We start from the raw sequence: 15,361 nt of genomic DNA, 5'->3' as shown, positions 1-15,361 counted from the left end.
ATGCTTATAACCACTGAAGTCGAAAGTAATGCAAAGCTTCAAATTCGTATATTAATCTCCGTTAAGATTAGCGGTCGTCTTTGCTGTCGATAGGCTCCCATAGTTCAATCTTGTTGCCGTCTGTGTCCATAATATGTACGAATTTTCCGAAGTCAGAAGCCTCAATACTATCAAGTACGGTGACTCCGTTCTTTTTGAGATTATTTACAAGCCCTTCTATATTCTGAACTCGGTAATTAATCATAAAATCCTTTTTGGACGGAGAAAAATATTTATCTCCTCTTTTGAAAGGACTCCATTGAAGAGAGTTTATTTCATCAGGTCTGTCGATGTTTCTGGATTCAAAAGTCGAACCCCATTCATTGATTTCAAGTCCTAAATTTTTGGCATACCATTCTTTCGTCTGCTGCAGATTATCTGAAAAAAAGAAAATGCCGCCAATTCCCGTCACCTTTGGCGCAACGCCGGGCGACGAAGTCGAGTTGTCTGTTTGTTTTTTTGGATCTTCCATATTGTTCATCTTTTGGCTATCGAATCATAGCTTGTAAGAGGTGTTACAAGAAAAATTATTGTCAATAACCTTTTTATTCTATTCTATTTTCTACTCGTATATATTTGCACTGCCGTTTTGTCAAAATTGCGATGAACGCTAACCACTTCGAGTTTCAACTTACTCTTAGTGTCGTTTATAAGATTAATACCCAAACTAAACTCTACGAATCTATGATGCTTTAACTATCCGATACCAAGCAAAATAAAATCGCGCATTTATTATCGCGATCGGTCATTCGGTATAAAGCTGTTACTAATTGCTATCGGCGTATGCAAACTTTTGTTCCAAAATCAGGCCGGGATATATTTTATTTTATAAGGGACTCGGTCATGAGAAAAGAGTTATTGTACTCGAATTTTTCACTCTTGATGTTGTTAGAACAGTTATGAATAGGCAAATGACCGTGCCATTTTGATCCGTTGTTAGGACGCGAAACCTTTGAAATTTGGCGCCGTACTGACCGCAACGTTCGGAGATATGGTCAAGCGTCATGTAAGCGACCAAATACGTCGCCTCGAATACCATGACCTCTCATGAATGGGCAGCCTTCCGTATTTTTAGGAGGAGATATTGTGCAGAAAGTCCCGAAACTCAAGCAGCAGCAAAGGCCGAATTTACACGTTTATGGAAGTGCGAATCTCGTTAAGACACCCATGAGGTTTGATTTAGTCGATAAGTTCTGGCTAAAGACATATCCGCTGACCTTGGGCAATGGGAAACGGTCGTTTGTCGATGGCACAATCCCGGCGTTCAAGGTGACCGAAAGCCAAGTCTCCCCGAGCGGCGTCAGTATTGTGAATTGCGAACGTGCAGGCGAAATGTGGCGAAGCCCAAGGAAGAGTCCCAAAACAAGCTCGAGTGTGACAAAAGCGCCGACAACTATGCGAAGTGACCCACTTTTAAACTGTTAATAATACCGGTTCCTGCTCTGTTACGATGATCGTATGTTCGAATTGAGCGACATACGATTTATCGGGTGTTGTCAAAGTCCATCCATCATTTGATTCGATAGCAAGTTTGGCACCGGTAGAAATAAAGGTTTCGACAGCAATGACCATGCCTTTAGATAAAAGCCTTAGATCAGTAGGATCTTTATAATTGACAATATTATCAGGTTCTTCATGCAGACGTCTACCTGTTCCATGACCTGTAAGATTTCTAATAACTTGATAACCGTGCTTCTTTGCTTCAGTTTCGATGGTACATCCGATTTTATTTATTTTGTTTCCCGAACGAAGTGATTTAATTGTTTTAAGTAAAATATCGTGCGACGTGTTGCAAAGGTTTATAAGATTCTGACGAGCTGGAGAGAGACAAATAGAATACCCTGCATCAGCAAAATAACCTTCAAGTTCGAGAGAAACATCTACATTTAGTAGATCGCCCTCGCGTAAAACGCGAGAGCCGGGAATCCCATGTGCTACTTCATGATTTACACTGATACAAGTTGCGCCGGGAAAATTATATGTAATCTCGGGCGCGGAATGTGCACCGAAGGACTCAAAGTAATTTCGAGCAATTTTGTCGAGGGATTTTGTAGTAATTCCAGGAGACGCATTTGCAATCATTAGTTTTATGGTTTCGGCAACTAAATTACCGACCTTTTGCAAGCCGATAATGTCTTTTTCTGATTCAATTGACATAACTACCTCGATTTATTTTCTTTCTCTTAGACCATTTACGAATTGCGATAGAGCGGCTCCGAAGTTCGGCCTTCCTGCCCAGCTTATGAAATCCATTTCTCCTCACATATGTTTTTCATAATGAAGAGCAACGGCTCCAGATTGAAAAATTTTCGAACCAAGAAAATCCAACCGGAGACTCTTTTCCGAACTCACGGTATCGAATAACCGCGGTCCTTTTCCAGCAACAACCGGATGAACTACGAAACGATACTCGTCAATCAAATTGCGTTCCGAAAGCTGCGACGCAATGCTCAAACTGCCCACGAAAATGTCCTTTCCGGACTGCTGTTTCAAAGCAAGGACCTCTTCTGCAATGTTTCGCTGCGCAAGTCTCGTATTCCTGTCTTCCACATCTCTCAATGTTGTGGAGAATAAGACCTTATCGAGCGAGTCAAATACTCGAGCGAACTCATTCGTTGATTCTGCTTCTGATCGGCGCTTGGCGATGTCAGGCCAATAAGGCACCATTAGCTGATACGTAATCCGACCATAAAGGATGAGGCTTGCAGTACGCAAAAGATCGGTGAAATACGTATGTAGCTCTTCGTCAGCGATCATGTCGGTATGACTACAATACCCATCAGTGGTAATATTGATTGCGAAAATAGTTTTTCTCATCGGTCTAGTTATATGGCTTGCACAGAGAAGTTCAAGTATCAATTAAGCGAATTTTCGATTATCGAATACTGCGCGGCGCTTAGTGCTAACGAACGAAACTGGCCGAAATCCGGCGTGTCCGAAGGACTTCGCGCGAACTTGTAAATGCGAACGAAGTGACAAAGCCGGATTTGCCGACGGACAAGCGAGGGTTGCAGCAAGCCCAAAGGGAAATGGCAGAGCCGTATCTAAACGCAGTTCGAAAATTACGTGACAAGTGGTTTCGTTTTATTTTCTTCCATTTCGTTTTTTAAAGAATTATTTTTTGCTTTTCATTATCTCGATTCTTTCTCCGGAGCATACCGAACGATGATGCCGCCCGTCGAAAGGGGACGAGCCTCAAGTTGTTTGAGTTTTTTATAGGGGATTCCCTGATTAAACAAACGTCTCCCATCCCCTAAAAATACTGGTGCAATGCATAAGCGAAACTCTTCAAATAGATCTGCTTTTATTAAAGATTCGGAAAGGTTACCGCTACCGAACACAAACATATCTCCATTGCCTTGGTGTTTCAAATTAGAAATTTCAGCTACTGCATCTTTTACAACTATCGTATTGTTCCAGTCGGCAGTTTTGAGCGTTGATGAACAGACGACCTTTCGAATCTCATTCATCAATTTGGCTATTTCTCCTTCCTCTTCTCCCGCCTTTGTCCAGTAGTCTGCCATACCTTTGTATGTTGTCGCACCAAATACAAGCATGTCGGCTGAATTCAACTGAGTTAGGCTGAGTTCCTCAAGCTCTTTGCTCCAAACAAGTTCATGAAAGCTTAAGTCCCAGTTTTTCTCACCTTCAAAATATCCGTCTAAGGTGATTACATTCCACATTATTAATTTTCTCATAACATTTTCCTTAAAAATTTGTAAATAAATCGCTTCCTGTCGTGTAGCGAAAGAAAACAAAAGATTATCCCGTTCTAGAGTAAAAGAAAAAACCAAATCTATCCATTTTTAATAAAGCTTATTCTCATTTTTCATTTAGAAAAATATTTTTTGAATTGAGCATAACGAAAGAGCGGTTCCGACGTTCTGCGCGTCCGAAGCACTTGGAACAAGACTTGCTTTGCAAGGCGAGTGGCAAAGCAGAATTCGGCGAAGCCTGAAGCGATCCCGAGCGTAGCGGAGGCTGCGTAGTTATGCGCTGGTGGCCCTTGAAGAAAGTTGCTATGCCGAAATTGGAAATTTAATTATATTTTTAGGTTTTTCCTGCATTGCAGCCCATAAATCTAACTTTGTCTGCATATTTAGCCAACTCTCAGCTGAAGTATTCGTAGCAATGGCAATTCTAACAGCCATTTCAGGCGTAACTGGACTTTTTCCATTCACTATTTCTGATAGAGTTTTACGAGACACACCTAAATTTTTTGCAGTCTCAGTAATCGTTAATCCCAAAGGCTTTATTACATCTTCTAATAGAATCTCACCGGGATGAGTTGGCCTTCTCTTATTCATAAAGTTTTTCCTCAGTGATAGTCCTCATAATCAACCAGTATAGCATTTTCGCCTTCAAATTCAAAAGTAAGGCGGCAATTTCCATTTACCCATACTGACCACCTACCCTTTTCTTGTCCCTTAAGAGGATGCAGCCTGTAGGCGGGCAAATTCATGTCTTTCGGCGAAGTAGATGAATCTAATCGATCTAGATGTCTCGCCAATTTACTCGCATGATCGGCTTGTATTCTTTCTTACTGCCCGTCTCAAAAAATGTTCAAGACCCTTATGTTTAAAGGAAATAATCAATGTTACAAATGTAACCCTATAGGTTACATTATCAACTCTTTATTTTCATAGTAAGATTAGCCAAACTGTCCGCATAACGTGGTGAGCTAACCGACGTGCGAGCGAAGCGAGCATGTGCCCGAAGTTCGGTGCGGCGCGCGCATTTAATCCCGCCTTAAACCCCATTTGCGCGCGTCCGCATGAGCGAATATGAATGGAGGCGTGCCGGCCGAAGACAGGCAAAGCCGGAATGATTCGCGAGAGAAACGGGCGGCTGAGCACCATAGCGGAGCCGGAGGCGCAGCCAAGGAGCCTAACGGTTAACGCGAGTTAGCCGAAGTGACGCGCCGGGTGCCGGAGCCCACGGATGGCGGAGGTACTTTAATCGGCAGCCCACCGATATTCGAAAGTAGCGGAATCGAGAACGAGCGCGGCGTTGAGCCTTGTTTTGATATCTGCGCCTCCAGGCATCATCGGCAGCATTTGGAAATAGTTTCTGATTGCGAAGTTGATTCCGGCAAGGCATGTCTTTGCCTTGATCCAGTTTTGTGGACTGAAAACGCGATTTATAGGCTGCGGTTCATTCGCGGCTGCTTCGAGCGCCATGTTGATACTGATGCCCGCGATTTTGACAATCTCATCAACAAGCTGATTGCTTGCGGCCACGGCATAACAGTGGCTCGGTGGAGCAACGCGCTCTGGCGCGTTGCTGGAAATGCCAAAGCACATTGAAATGGCGTAAAGATGGTGGGCAGGGGCGTAAGCTTTCATTGCCAAAAGGCTCTCATTGAAGTTTAGCGGATTCGCCGGTTCCCACGTTTTCATTACTTGTTGCATCCACATATTTAACGCTTGTGCGTCTTCGGGCTTGTATTCCCGGCGGAACAATTGTTCGAAATACTTATCGAAAAGCTTGGTTTCGCTATGGGCTGAGTTGGGCCGTTGGGAATGCCAGGAAATAAGAGACTTTGCCATGTCAGCTAGATCAAGAACATAGCGTTTATCTTTTTCGGCCGGTGCGGATTCACCGCGCTTCGAGATAAAGAAACCGGTCGGATACTTTTGCTCAAAGGCGCGCTTGAAAGCCACGACTCTCCGATCATTGCTGCGTAGGTCACGCGGTTTCACGGCGCTTTGCGAATTGGTGTTTATACTAATGCGGTCGGCTCGCTCTCGCTGTGGAATTTCGTAGAAACGAAAGAGAATGAATGTATCATCCAAAGTTTTTACTTTCTCGCTGCAACTGAGGATTGTATTGAGTGATTGGCAACCATTAACAATACTGAGACCATGCAGCCGCATCGTCGCCTTCTGCGGACCGATCATCTCTATTTTGTTGCATATAGCAGTCACGCCATTGTGGAAAAAGAAGAAGTCCTTGTACTTATCTCCGTATATAGTGTTTCGAATTCCCTTGTTTACGGAATTGTTCAATCCCAGGCTCTGACGCACGTTTTTTTGAAAAAGGGTGCCATCCTTGATTCCAGGAAAAGCTACGCAGTCTTTCAGTGGCAGTGCGCCAATTACGACCTTGCTCCCTGCAATCTCTAACTGCATATGCTGGACATGTGCGAGCCCTATAGTGTGATGGATTTGTGGATTGTCCGCCTCAAGCGCAATGTCATGACGGCGTTTGATTTCATCTTGATCGACTACTGAAATAGAGCAAACGAAGTCTTCATTTTCTGCAATTTCGGCGAGCTCTTTCTGAAACGTGGCGAGATCATCCTTGGCGGCTGACGTGAGTTCACCCGTTGTCAAAAGCTCAAAAGCAATTTCGTATTCGTCTTCCAGCACTGCCGCGACTTCGCTCAGCTTGCGTTTTAGTTTCGCGTTAGCGACTTCCTGGAGCCGAACAAGATTTCTTAGCTGCACCCATGAAGAGAGTACCTCGCGAAGGGGTTCGGCGTTCACGGCTTTTTCACCAATGAACTTCCCTTGAATAACCACGACGGTGGAGCGTTCATCATCAATAACAATGGCGTCTATCTGTTTATCGTCCGCCCCGTCCGTGATATCGTCCCGCGTCTCATTCATGTCCCGCAAGTGTACGTTCCTCAAATACCAAGCGACAAACCGCTGCCCATCATTGGCAAAATGTTGTTGGTAGAAGGGTTCCTTTATTTCTGTGACAATCTTTTCAAACATGTTGTTTCTCCCGTGGTTTGATTCAGTGATCGCGAAGTACGGAGACCGGCCGCCACGGATGGCGGCCGTCCTTGCGCGCCATTTCGGCTAATGAACAGGGCTTGACGACGTTTCGCGAGTGCGAAAGCACTGGGATAGTGTCCTGAAAGTTTCGCACAATTAGAATTTCAGATAAGGCTCTCAATGACCGTTAAGCCGTGAGCTTTGAAATTTTTAACTCTTTTAACTTCTTCATGTCAACATACTTTTTGGTTCCCCATTTTGTGGAGGCAACATGCCTGAGGCGAGCGGTTGCCAACATTAGAGCGGACTTGCCATCCGGGAAAGCTCCGACAACCTTGGTTCTCCTCTCGATTTCTTTGATGATTCGTTCCAAAGGATTATTTGTTCGTATCTTTCTCCAATGTTCGGAAGGAAAGTCCATGTAGACTAAAGTTTCCTCGATTCCATTCTAAACTACTTTAGCCGCTTCCTTTAATTTCATTTCCGTTAATCGTTCTACGACAAAGTTAGCTTTCTTCAAAGACTCGCCTTTGTTCTCTTGAGAATGGATTGCCTTTAACATTTGAGAAATAACTTTAAACGATCCTCTCGGAGCCGTTCCAAATACGTTTCTATAGAAATGAACTACACATCTTTGTCACTTGGATTCCGGAAAGAAGTAAGGAAGCGATTCCACTAAACCTAAACATTTATCGGAGATTATTAAGTTCACTCCTTTCAGTCCTCAATCCTTTAGATGCTTCAAGAAAGCCTACCAACTGTCCTTATCTTCCTGGCTCCTTCTCCATGGAGCCTAAAACCTCTCTGTAGCCTTCAGAGTTGACTCCTATAGCGATTAGAATCGCTACGTTGCGAACTTCGCCTCCCCTAGATTTCTTGAGATATAATCCATCCAATTAAACATAAGGATATTCATCGGTAAGCTGACGAATCCTCCATTCGTCAGCTTGAACAAAGACTTTCTGGTTGAGTTTGCTAATCGTAGAAGGAGAAACCTTGGTTCCCTAGAGTGTTTCCGTAATGTCTTCAACCCTCCGAACAGATACCCTAGATACATTTCCATGAGAACTTCCTCTACCGAACTCTCCCGACGTTTGTATCTTTCGATAATAGCCGACTCAAACGGAATTGTTCTAAGTTTCGGAACTTTTAACTTTACTTTTCCGGCTTTTGTTTCGAAGTTTCTATTGTAAGAACCTGCTCGTGTATCAACTCGATCCGGGCTTCTTTCATACTTCGAAGCTTGACAAAGTTTATCCGCCTCTTCATCTAAAAGAGCGTTCAGGGTTTCTTCTACTGAACCTCTTACGAGCTCGTTCAAGTCCTTCTTGAGTTGAGGTCTCATCCACTTGGATCACTTTCAGGTGGCTTTTATCTTCTTCTGCCCTCATTGGGGAGTTCTCCTCTTTTGAAATTTGTTTGGTCGCAATCTCAATTGGCAAGGAGAGCCTTTCTTTAGATCTTTAAATGTGCGAAATATTTAGGACGTTATCGGCTTCCATACAAAGTCTCGCTGAATATCCGGTAGAAATATTGATTTGTTTATTTTCGAAACGGCTTCACTGATTTCTAATTTTTCGTAATCTTGCATTTTTTCCTTGAAGCGCGAGCATGGAGGCTCGCTATCCGTCTACCGAGAGTTGGGCCCAAAACTTGCGGTTAACGATAGATAATTGTCGAAGTTCCGCGCGTCCGAAGGACTTAGCGCGAGGCTTGCTTTGCAAGACGAGTGACAAAGCGAAATGTGCCGAAGGCCAAGCCTGGGTTGCGTAAGCAATCCCGAAGCGCTGCGACAATTTTTAGTTAGCCGACGGTCCCGTGCCTAAAGAGTTAAAAATCAAGCCAAGGATGGCAGCAAGGTTAGTAATTTCCTGTTACTTAGCATAGTGATCAGTATATAAATCTAAGACTTTCTTAATCATCGTTTGATATGGAATTCCTGATTTCTTTGATTGATCTTTGAAGAATGAAATACTCTTTTTACTGAGAGTAATCGTTACTTTTGAATTTTCTTCTTTTAAGATAAGCTTATTAGGAGGCGGCAAAAAGTCATCAACAACCATTGAAGACTTTATGGACGAAGAAATCAAAGACGGTGCGTCAGTGTATTTTATTTTCTTTTTCATAAATTTTCTTACCCTCTCTCCAGTATCCTGCTCCAAAGATCCGGATTTTATCATTTCTATATGTAAATCTTATAGTTGCTACGAACAAATCAACTAATCCAAAACAAAAGTATCTCTTTTCATTTTCAGATGAATAAGCCATATCAATTGATATTACACGCTTGGGGTCTAAAAATGCTCGTTGGCCTTCGAAAAAATCTAAACCATGTTTTCGTAGGTTCTCATCGTTTTTGGCAGAATCCCACTCAAACTCCATCTACGTAGATAGTATAAAAGGTATGCGCATCTTGTCAATACATATTTTTATACATATAATAGTATGTATAAATTTGAAAATTCTTATATTCATTACACAACCTCGAGTCTAAAACTTTGAGCGCGGGCAAGGATGCCCGCTATTGATTCACAAAAAATGTCACGGGACTGTTCAGCTAACGAATAAGGCTGGCCGAAGTCCAGCGCGTCCGAAGGACTTGGCACGAGCTTGCCTTTGCAAGCTTAGTGACAAAGCTGGATTTGCCGAAGGCCGAGCGAGGGTTGCATAGCAAGCCCGAAGCGAAGTGGCCGAGCCGAAGTTAGGCGCCTGTAACGCGTTGCTGCGCCACGGATGGCGCCCTGTCAATCCCCTACACCTTAATTTTCTTTAAAATTCCTATTGACCGCAAATATATGTATAGTATATTGCTATCATACATATGTCGTCAATCGACTTTGAATGGGACTCAACAAAAAACTCTTCCAATAAAAGAAAGCACGGTATTTCTTTTGAAGAAGCTAAAACAGTCTTCTATGACGAAAACGCTAGGATTATTAATGATCCGGATCATTCTGATAAGGAAGAAAGATTTATCATTCTTGGATTTAGTCATAAACTGAATTTACTTATGGTTTCACACTGCTACAGATCATCTAAAGACGTAATTAGAATTATTTCTGCAAGAAAAGCTACAAAATCTGAATCTAAACAATACGAGGCATTTTTATGAAAAAAGAATACGATTTTTCAAAATCAAAGAAAAACCCTTACTTAAAGAAATTAAGAAAGCCTATTACCATCAGAGTTGATGTTGATACAATAGGTTATTTCAAAGGCCTATCTGATAAAACAGGTATTCCTTATCAAAATCTAATTAATTTATACTTAGCTGAGTGTGCTTCAAAACACAAAAAAATCGACCTTTCCTGGAAATAAGAATCTATCAAATCAAGCCGGACAAGGATGTCCGGCATTCGTTTCAAGCGTTATGGCGCCTAACGGCCGAGGCTTGAGGACGTTTCGCGAGTCCGAAGGACTTGGCGCGAGACTTGCTCTGCAAGACGAGTGACAAAGCGAAATGTGCCGAAGGCCAAGCGAGAGTGCGAAGCATCTCGAAGCGCAGCGACAAGCCGATAGTTAGACGCCGTAAGGAATTAATTAGACAACCTTTTAAGTTTATGCAATGCTTCTATTATTTCATCTAGTTTCTTTGGATCTCCTGAAGATAGAATAGAGTTTATTATATCAACAATTTTTGATTGGAATAATAGATCATTTTCTTGTTCTTTTAGCGCAAGCTCAGCCTGTTTAACTTCAGGTGAAGAAGTTGCATTATTAACGATATTCAATACTGTATTCATTAATTTTTCAAAATGAATACCTACAATCGTTTCCGTTTTTGTAGACCTTTCAACAATTTCTTGCAGCGTATTTTTGGTTTGGATAAATTGGATTTCTGAACTTTTTATCGAATGAAATGCAAACCAAATAGATATAATTGCCAAGGCAATTGAGAATACATTACTTATTAGCGAAAATATCTCCATTTAACTATACCTTAAAATTAAGTCATTTTGCTTTGCCCAACCATAGATAAAGCCTTTAATTTCATTGACTCTTTCCGAAGGGTCTTCTTTACCATTTCTAATTTGAATCGTTACACCTTTAGAAATAAAACGATCGATTAAGCCGAGATAATCAAAATATCTTACATCAGAGTCCTTGTATCCAGGATTTAACCATTGAATAATTATGCCGAAATTTTTCTCAATTAAGTAATCTATAGTTTTAATCCCATGTTCAATGTATTGAACAGATATTAATAATATACCAATCTCTTCAAGAAAAGACATATCTTCAATTTCTTCTTCACGTTCTTCGAATGAACCATTTTTTAGAAAAACATTAACATACTCTTCATTATTAAGTTTTAAATCGCGAATATATTTTCCCGTTTTTACATTACTTTGGAATAAATTAATCCAAGTCATTGATTTTCCAGATTCTTGATGTCCTAACAGAACTATTGCAAGTTTTTCTTTCATTTAATTTCCTTATGGCGCCTAACGACTAAGGCTTGACGACGTTTCGCGAGTCCGAAGGACTTGGCGCGAGACTTGCTATGCAAGACGAGTGACAAAGCGAAATGTGCCGGAGGCCAAGCGAAGGTTGCGAAGCAATCCTGAAGCGCAGCGTCAGAGCCGATAGTTAGCCGAAGTCGCATTACGACAACCTTCGCACAAATTACTTACTACTAATTACATAGTCACCAAGGCGGTCATCAAAAGTATAAATTATTGATTCTTGCTTATTATCAGCGACTACCAATAAAATCTTAGATATAGTTTCAATTGAAATCTCATATAATGCCTTTCTTTGCTCATATTCCGAACATACCAAAACATTATAATAATTCCTATTTTCATCTCTTACGAGAAAGAAAATTTCATTATGAATAAGCTGATTGCAAATAAATCTAATATCTACCTTTTTCTCTCGAGGGGAATCTAAATCATAATGTCTTTCCAAAAAAATATCGTTTAGTTTAGTAATACGCGCATCAGCCTTTACTGGGTAATAAGTGATGATATCTTTATATTTGTAGATCGCTTGAGTTAGTTTCGATTTGGCTTCCATTAACTTTCTAATTATTAGGAAACAAATAACGATTCTTTTCTCCATGACAGCCAAAGCTTTTCCCGAAATCCTCTTTGGGTTACGCTTAGGTGAAAGGTCTTTAACAAGAATTTTTAAATCCTCTTTCCAATACTTCGATTCGATCATATTCGTATCTATTTGATAAACTTTAAATTTCTGGAAAATAATATTCTCATGCGATTTCGCCTAACGATAGATAATTGTCGAAGTTCCGCGCGTCCGAAGGACTTGGCGCGAGGCTTGCTTTGCAAGACGAGTGACAAAGCTGGATTTGCCGTAGGCCGAGCGAGGGTTGCGAAGCAAGCCCGAAGCGAAGTGGCCGAGCCGTAGTTAACCGCCGTTTAGCTTATCCAATATAAGAAGTGTAGTTACCCCACTTAAAACCGTACAGCGAAGTTAGCTTCTTAGAGATAGGAGTAATACTATGAATAATACTAGTAGTAATGAAACGGTTCACGTAATCACATCTGTTCAGCGAAGACGCAGGTGGTCGGTTCGGGAAAAAGAACAAATCATCCTAGAGACCTACGAGCCGGGAAATTCTGTTTCCTTAGTTGCGAGAAAGCATAATATAGCACCAAATCAACTCTTCCAGTGGAGGCGGTTTATGGAAAGCGGCGCAAACAAAGGTATCGAGAACGAAGAGAATCTGGTTCCCGAGTCAGAAGTCAAAAAACTTGAGCAAAGGATAAAGATCTTAGAACGACTACTTGGGCGCAAGACGGAAGAAGTGGAGATACTCAAGGAAGCGGTCATCCTTGCTCGTAAAAAAAAACTGATCTCGCAAAAGCCATTAGAAGGAATCGAAGGTTTCCAATGACAAGAATAGCCGAGGCATTAGGAGTGTCCCGATCGATCTTTTATTATGAGGCTAGTTTTCGTAGAACGAAAAAATCTGTGAACGAATTCAAAGAATACGTAAAACAAACCGTATTTGAAGTTTGTGAAATTCGCTCGACCTACGGATATCCTCGAGTAACAGCACTTGTAAATCGGATCAATAAGAATAAAGGCCTTCCTCGCGTGAATCACAAGCGGATCTATAAAATCATGAAGGAAAACCACCTTCTCTTACAGCGCCACGCTCCTCGACCGAAACGAACTCATGAAGGCAAGATCATTGCGCTTAGAAGCAATATACGTTGGTGTTCTGATATCTTGGGTATTCGTTGTTGGGACGGACGTCTTGTCTGGGTAGCCTTTGTGATGGATTGCCATGATCGAGAAATCATCAACTATGTGGGTTCCACAATTGGAATCGACGGAGAAATGATTAGAGACATGGTCTTTGAAGCTAAGGAGCAAAGATTCGGAGATTCGAAAGCCCCATCCACTCAGTTCTTATCGGATAACGGTCCTCAATATACGGCGTTAGCAACGGTAAATTTTTTAGAAAGTTTGGGATTCGAAGTCTGTAACACCCCGGCTTATTCTCCCGAAAGTAATGGCATGGCAGAGGCATTTGTAAAGACATTCAAGAGGGATTACACTTATGTAAACAGTTTAGATAGTGCTGAGGAAGTTCTTCAGAAACTTCACAATTGGGTTGACGACTACAACAAATTTGCTCCTCATAAAGGACTCAACATGATGTCGCCAAAGGAATTTATTGAATCTGAGCTAGCCTTGGTTGTATGATTTTTGGGGGTAACTACAAGAAGAACAGAAGTTTTAAGGGTCCCCAATTTTTCTCTGCAAATATTAAATATAATTTCGTGATCAAGTCCTTCATAATGATGAGAAATAACATCTCTCAGTTTCATAATCTTCTCCCAATCAATTTCAGGATAATTATTAAGGAACTTACTATCTAACTTAATAATAGATTTAACATTGTCTCCAATAGCTTGGAGTCTCATCGCTATTGCATCAAGAATTGTTAATCCTTCTTCAGAACTTATCAGATCGTCTGGAAATTTTATTTTATTAAATCTAGTTTCGGTAAGAGAAAGAGATTCTAAAATGAATTCGAATCTTTCTCTTATTTCTTCAGACATTGATAAGGTCTTTTTGAATTCTGTTTAGAAATGAAGATTTTATTTGATCTCTTCTTCTAATTAAATCCACATTTCTTTCAAAGAGTTTCTCGAGTAAGATCTGCAAACCGGCCACAGAATCAAAATCTGGATTCTTCATCTCAACCAAGACATCTATGTCGCTGTTTGAAGTGATTTGATCTTTTGCAAAAGAACCAAAAATACCAATTTTCAGAACGCCAAATTCATTCTGCAGTTTAGGTTTAATTTCAGAAAGTTTCTGAATCAAGTCCTGTTTGGTTTCTACCTTCATATGTAAAATATTCAAATTGTGGGAGAAAAAGTCAATACTTGGAATATCAGCTTAAACCGGCTAAATAAGGATTCTGGAGGTAATTTTTTCTCTTTTTAGGGCTTCCGGTACGATTTTGCTAAATGGCGGTTAACGAAAGAGCGGCTCCGAAGTTCGGCGCGTGCAAAGCACTTGGCGCGAGACTTGCCTTGCAAGACGAGTGACAAAGCCGAATTTGGCGAAGCCTGGAGCGAGGGTCGCGAAGCGATCCCGAAGCGACGCGACAATGCGTAGTAGTTATACGCCGTTTTGAAGGGATTAAGCGCTAATTAATTCTTTATAATTTTTGATTTCTTTCAATTCGCCTGAAATTCGCTCTCTTTCTTCACGAATCTCATACTCATCCTGGATACCCATCCAGAATTCAACCGAATTGCCAAAAAACTTTGAGAACCTTAGAGCTGTATCAGCAGATATACCCCTTTTACCATGAATAATCTCACTAATCCTAGTTGGATTAAGTTTAGTCTCTTTAGCCAACCGGTATGCAGTAATATTCATAGGTAAAAGAAATTCTTCGTGTAAAATTTCACCAGGATGCACATTTGGAATCTTTTTCATAACTACCTCTAATGATAATCAACTATTTCAACATCAAAGGCATTGCCATCTTTCCATTTAAAGCAAATCCGCCATTGATTGTTGATTCTAATACTATATTGTCCTCCCCTACCTCCAGAGAGTCTTTCCAAATGATTTGAAGGAGGAATTTTAAGATCTTCAATTTGCTTCGATCTAGCAATCATCACTAATTTTCTATAAGCAATAAATTGAATTTGATTCGGAAGTTTCTTTGAAAACTCCTGATTCCAGATCTTTTCTGTTTCCTTCGATTTAAAGGAATTTATCACACCTTATATTCCTGCATCCCGTTATTATTGTCAAGCAGGAATATTGATGAAATGACCAAAATTGGTAATCTGATCAATAGACCCCGTTAAAAGTTCAATTTTAAAGAATTTTAGTTAAAAATATCATTTTTCAAAATGGCGTATAACGAAAGATAATTGTCGAAGTTCCGCGCGTGCGAAGCACTTGGCGCGAGCTTGCCACTGCAAGCGAAGTGACAAAGCCGAATTTGGCGAAGCCTGGAGCGAAAGTCGCAAAGCGATCTTGAGCGGAACGGAGCCGCGTAGTTATGCGAAGTTGGGCAATAGGTTCTCAGCCGGTTCTTTGTAGCGTTTGAATACTATCTAATTTGAGTTTTAGCTTCTCTTTCTGTTTTCTTA

20 protein-coding genes and 2 pseudogenes are annotated in these 15,361 nt (G+C 41.0%); 4 read left to right on the top strand and 18 right to left on the bottom strand.

Features of this window, described 5'->3' with window-relative positions; all coding sequences use genetic code 11:
• Nucleotides 1–67: 67 nt before the first annotated feature.
• Nucleotides 68–511, bottom strand: a complete 444-nt coding sequence (locus LEP1GSC058_RS17765) for a VOC family protein (RefSeq protein ID WP_039948840.1) — start codon at nucleotides 509–511, stop codon at nucleotides 68–70.
• 427 nt (nucleotides 512–938) lie between these two features.
• Between LEP1GSC058_RS17765 and LEP1GSC058_RS17760 the strand changes: the two are divergent.
• Nucleotides 939–1,368, top strand: a pseudogene (locus LEP1GSC058_RS17760) (dihydrofolate reductase family protein); the annotation flags it as partial.
• Between the two features lie 84 nt (nucleotides 1,369–1,452).
• Here the strand turns inward: LEP1GSC058_RS17760 and map are convergent.
• The 9 genes and pseudogenes from map to LEP1GSC058_RS17720 all read right to left on the bottom strand — a co-directional run bounded on the left by map (nucleotide 1,453) and on the right by LEP1GSC058_RS17720 (nucleotide 9,146).
• Nucleotides 1,453–2,196 (bottom strand): type I methionyl aminopeptidase, encoded by a 744-nt coding sequence (gene map, locus LEP1GSC058_RS17755; RefSeq protein ID WP_016551345.1) that lies wholly within the window; start codon nucleotides 2,194–2,196, stop codon nucleotides 1,453–1,455.
• Between the two features lie 102 nt (nucleotides 2,197–2,298).
• Nucleotides 2,299–2,856, bottom strand: a complete 558-nt coding sequence (locus LEP1GSC058_RS17750) for a dihydrofolate reductase family protein (RefSeq protein WP_039948838.1) — start codon at nucleotides 2,854–2,856, stop codon at nucleotides 2,299–2,301.
• Between the two features lie 314 nt (nucleotides 2,857–3,170).
• Nucleotides 3,171–3,737: a dihydrofolate reductase family protein gene (locus tag LEP1GSC058_RS17745; RefSeq protein ID WP_039948790.1), complete on the bottom strand. Its 567-nt coding sequence runs from the start codon at nucleotides 3,735–3,737 to the stop codon at nucleotides 3,171–3,173.
• 321 nt (nucleotides 3,738–4,058) lie between these two features.
• Nucleotides 4,059–4,346, bottom strand: coding sequence for a HigA family addiction module antitoxin (locus tag LEP1GSC058_RS17740; protein WP_039948789.1), 288 nt, complete (start codon nucleotides 4,344–4,346; stop codon nucleotides 4,059–4,061).
• An 11-nt stretch (nucleotides 4,347–4,357) separates the two neighbouring features.
• Nucleotides 4,358–4,549 carry a type II toxin-antitoxin system RelE/ParE family toxin gene (locus LEP1GSC058_RS20090; protein WP_232224740.1) on the bottom strand — a complete coding sequence of 64 codons (192 nt, stop codon included), beginning with the start codon at nucleotides 4,547–4,549 and terminating at the stop codon, nucleotides 4,358–4,360.
• A gap of 445 nt (nucleotides 4,550–4,994) precedes the next feature.
• On the bottom strand, nucleotides 4,995–6,761 hold the full coding sequence (locus tag LEP1GSC058_RS17735; protein ID WP_016551324.1) for an AIPR family protein: 1,767 nt from the start codon (nucleotides 6,759–6,761) through the stop codon (nucleotides 4,995–4,997).
• Nucleotides 6,762–6,951: 190 nt separating this feature from the next.
• A pseudogene (locus LEP1GSC058_RS17730) lies at nucleotides 6,952–8,155 on the bottom strand (IS256 family transposase).
• A 483-nt stretch (nucleotides 8,156–8,638) separates the two neighbouring features.
• Nucleotides 8,639–8,944, bottom strand: coding sequence for a CopG family transcriptional regulator (locus LEP1GSC058_RS17725; RefSeq protein WP_232224739.1), 306 nt, complete (start codon nucleotides 8,942–8,944; stop codon nucleotides 8,639–8,641).
• Nucleotides 8,865–9,146 carry a BrnT family toxin gene (locus LEP1GSC058_RS17720; protein WP_039948787.1) on the bottom strand — a complete coding sequence of 94 codons (282 nt, stop codon included), beginning with the start codon at nucleotides 9,144–9,146 and terminating at the stop codon, nucleotides 8,865–8,867. Before LEP1GSC058_RS17720 ends, LEP1GSC058_RS17725 begins: the two co-directional genes overlap by 80 nt.
• Before the next feature lie 439 nt (nucleotides 9,147–9,585).
• Between LEP1GSC058_RS17720 and LEP1GSC058_RS17715 the strand changes: the two genes are divergently transcribed.
• Nucleotides 9,586–9,876 (top strand): BrnT family toxin, encoded by a 291-nt coding sequence (locus LEP1GSC058_RS17715; protein WP_016551343.1) that lies wholly within the window; start codon nucleotides 9,586–9,588, stop codon nucleotides 9,874–9,876.
• The gene (locus tag LEP1GSC058_RS17710; RefSeq protein ID WP_039948786.1) at nucleotides 9,873–10,082 is read left to right on the top strand and encodes a CopG family antitoxin; all 210 of its coding nucleotides are present in this window, start codon (nucleotides 9,873–9,875) and stop codon (nucleotides 10,080–10,082) included. Before LEP1GSC058_RS17715 ends, LEP1GSC058_RS17710 begins: the two co-directional genes overlap by 4 nt.
• A gap of 218 nt (nucleotides 10,083–10,300) precedes the next feature.
• Here the strand turns inward: LEP1GSC058_RS17710 and LEP1GSC058_RS17705 are convergent, their stop codons facing one another.
• From LEP1GSC058_RS17705 to LEP1GSC058_RS17695, 4 genes are read right to left on the bottom strand one after another with little or no spacing between them, the layout of a single operon-like run.
• Nucleotides 10,301–10,693, bottom strand: a complete 393-nt coding sequence (locus tag LEP1GSC058_RS17705) for a hypothetical protein (RefSeq protein ID WP_016551146.1) — start codon at nucleotides 10,691–10,693, stop codon at nucleotides 10,301–10,303.
• Nucleotides 10,694–11,191 carry a hypothetical protein gene (locus tag LEP1GSC058_RS17700; protein ID WP_016551083.1) on the bottom strand — a complete coding sequence of 166 codons (498 nt, stop codon included), beginning with the start codon at nucleotides 11,189–11,191 and terminating at the stop codon, nucleotides 10,694–10,696.
• Nucleotides 11,188–11,370, bottom strand: coding sequence for a hypothetical protein (locus LEP1GSC058_RS20400; RefSeq protein WP_198014432.1), 183 nt, complete (start codon nucleotides 11,368–11,370; stop codon nucleotides 11,188–11,190). Before LEP1GSC058_RS20400 ends, LEP1GSC058_RS17700 begins: the two co-directional genes overlap by 4 nt.
• 20 nt (nucleotides 11,371–11,390) lie before the next feature.
• A complete protein-coding gene (locus LEP1GSC058_RS17695; protein WP_016551314.1) occupies nucleotides 11,391–11,930 on the bottom strand; it encodes a hypothetical protein in 540 nt (179 codons plus the stop codon).
• A gap of 298 nt (nucleotides 11,931–12,228) precedes the next feature.
• On the opposite strand from LEP1GSC058_RS17695, the gene LEP1GSC058_RS17685 reads away from it, so the two are divergent.
• Nucleotides 12,229–13,442, top strand: a protein-coding gene (locus LEP1GSC058_RS17685; protein ID WP_156860729.1) for an IS3 family transposase whose coding sequence is annotated in 2 segments (ribosomal slippage) — nucleotides 12,229–12,571 and nucleotides 12,571–13,442 — 1,215 coding nt in all. Because the reading frame shifts where the segments join, the coding sequence is not laid out codon by codon here.
• Here the strand turns inward: LEP1GSC058_RS17685 and LEP1GSC058_RS17680 are convergent.
• From LEP1GSC058_RS17680 to LEP1GSC058_RS17665, 4 genes are all read right to left on the bottom strand, one after another.
• Nucleotides 13,376–13,801 carry a HepT-like ribonuclease domain-containing protein gene (locus LEP1GSC058_RS17680; RefSeq protein WP_039948783.1) on the bottom strand — a complete coding sequence of 142 codons (426 nt, stop codon included), beginning with the start codon at nucleotides 13,799–13,801 and terminating at the stop codon, nucleotides 13,376–13,378. The two genes, LEP1GSC058_RS17685 and LEP1GSC058_RS17680, sit on opposite strands and share 67 nt — an antisense overlap.
• Nucleotides 13,794–14,093: a nucleotidyltransferase family protein gene (locus LEP1GSC058_RS17675; RefSeq protein WP_016551355.1), complete on the bottom strand. Its 300-nt coding sequence runs from the start codon at nucleotides 14,091–14,093 to the stop codon at nucleotides 13,794–13,796. Before LEP1GSC058_RS17675 ends, LEP1GSC058_RS17680 begins: the two co-directional genes overlap by 8 nt.
• 297 nt (nucleotides 14,094–14,390) lie before the next feature.
• Nucleotides 14,391–14,693, bottom strand: a complete 303-nt coding sequence (locus LEP1GSC058_RS17670) for a HigA family addiction module antitoxin (protein ID WP_039948782.1) — start codon at nucleotides 14,691–14,693, stop codon at nucleotides 14,391–14,393.
• 8 nt (nucleotides 14,694–14,701) lie between these two features.
• Nucleotides 14,702–14,983 (bottom strand): type II toxin-antitoxin system RelE/ParE family toxin, encoded by a 282-nt coding sequence (locus LEP1GSC058_RS17665; RefSeq protein WP_016551334.1) that lies wholly within the window; start codon nucleotides 14,981–14,983, stop codon nucleotides 14,702–14,704.
• Nucleotides 14,984–15,361 lie beyond the last annotated feature (378 nt).

Source organism: Leptospira fainei serovar Hurstbridge str. BUT 6, assembly GCF_000306235.2.
Lineage (GTDB): Bacteria > Spirochaetota > Leptospiria > Leptospirales > Leptospiraceae > Leptospira_B > Leptospira_B fainei.
The sequence above is the reverse complement of the archived record's forward strand: the minus strand, read 5'-3'. Positions and strand labels throughout refer to the sequence as shown.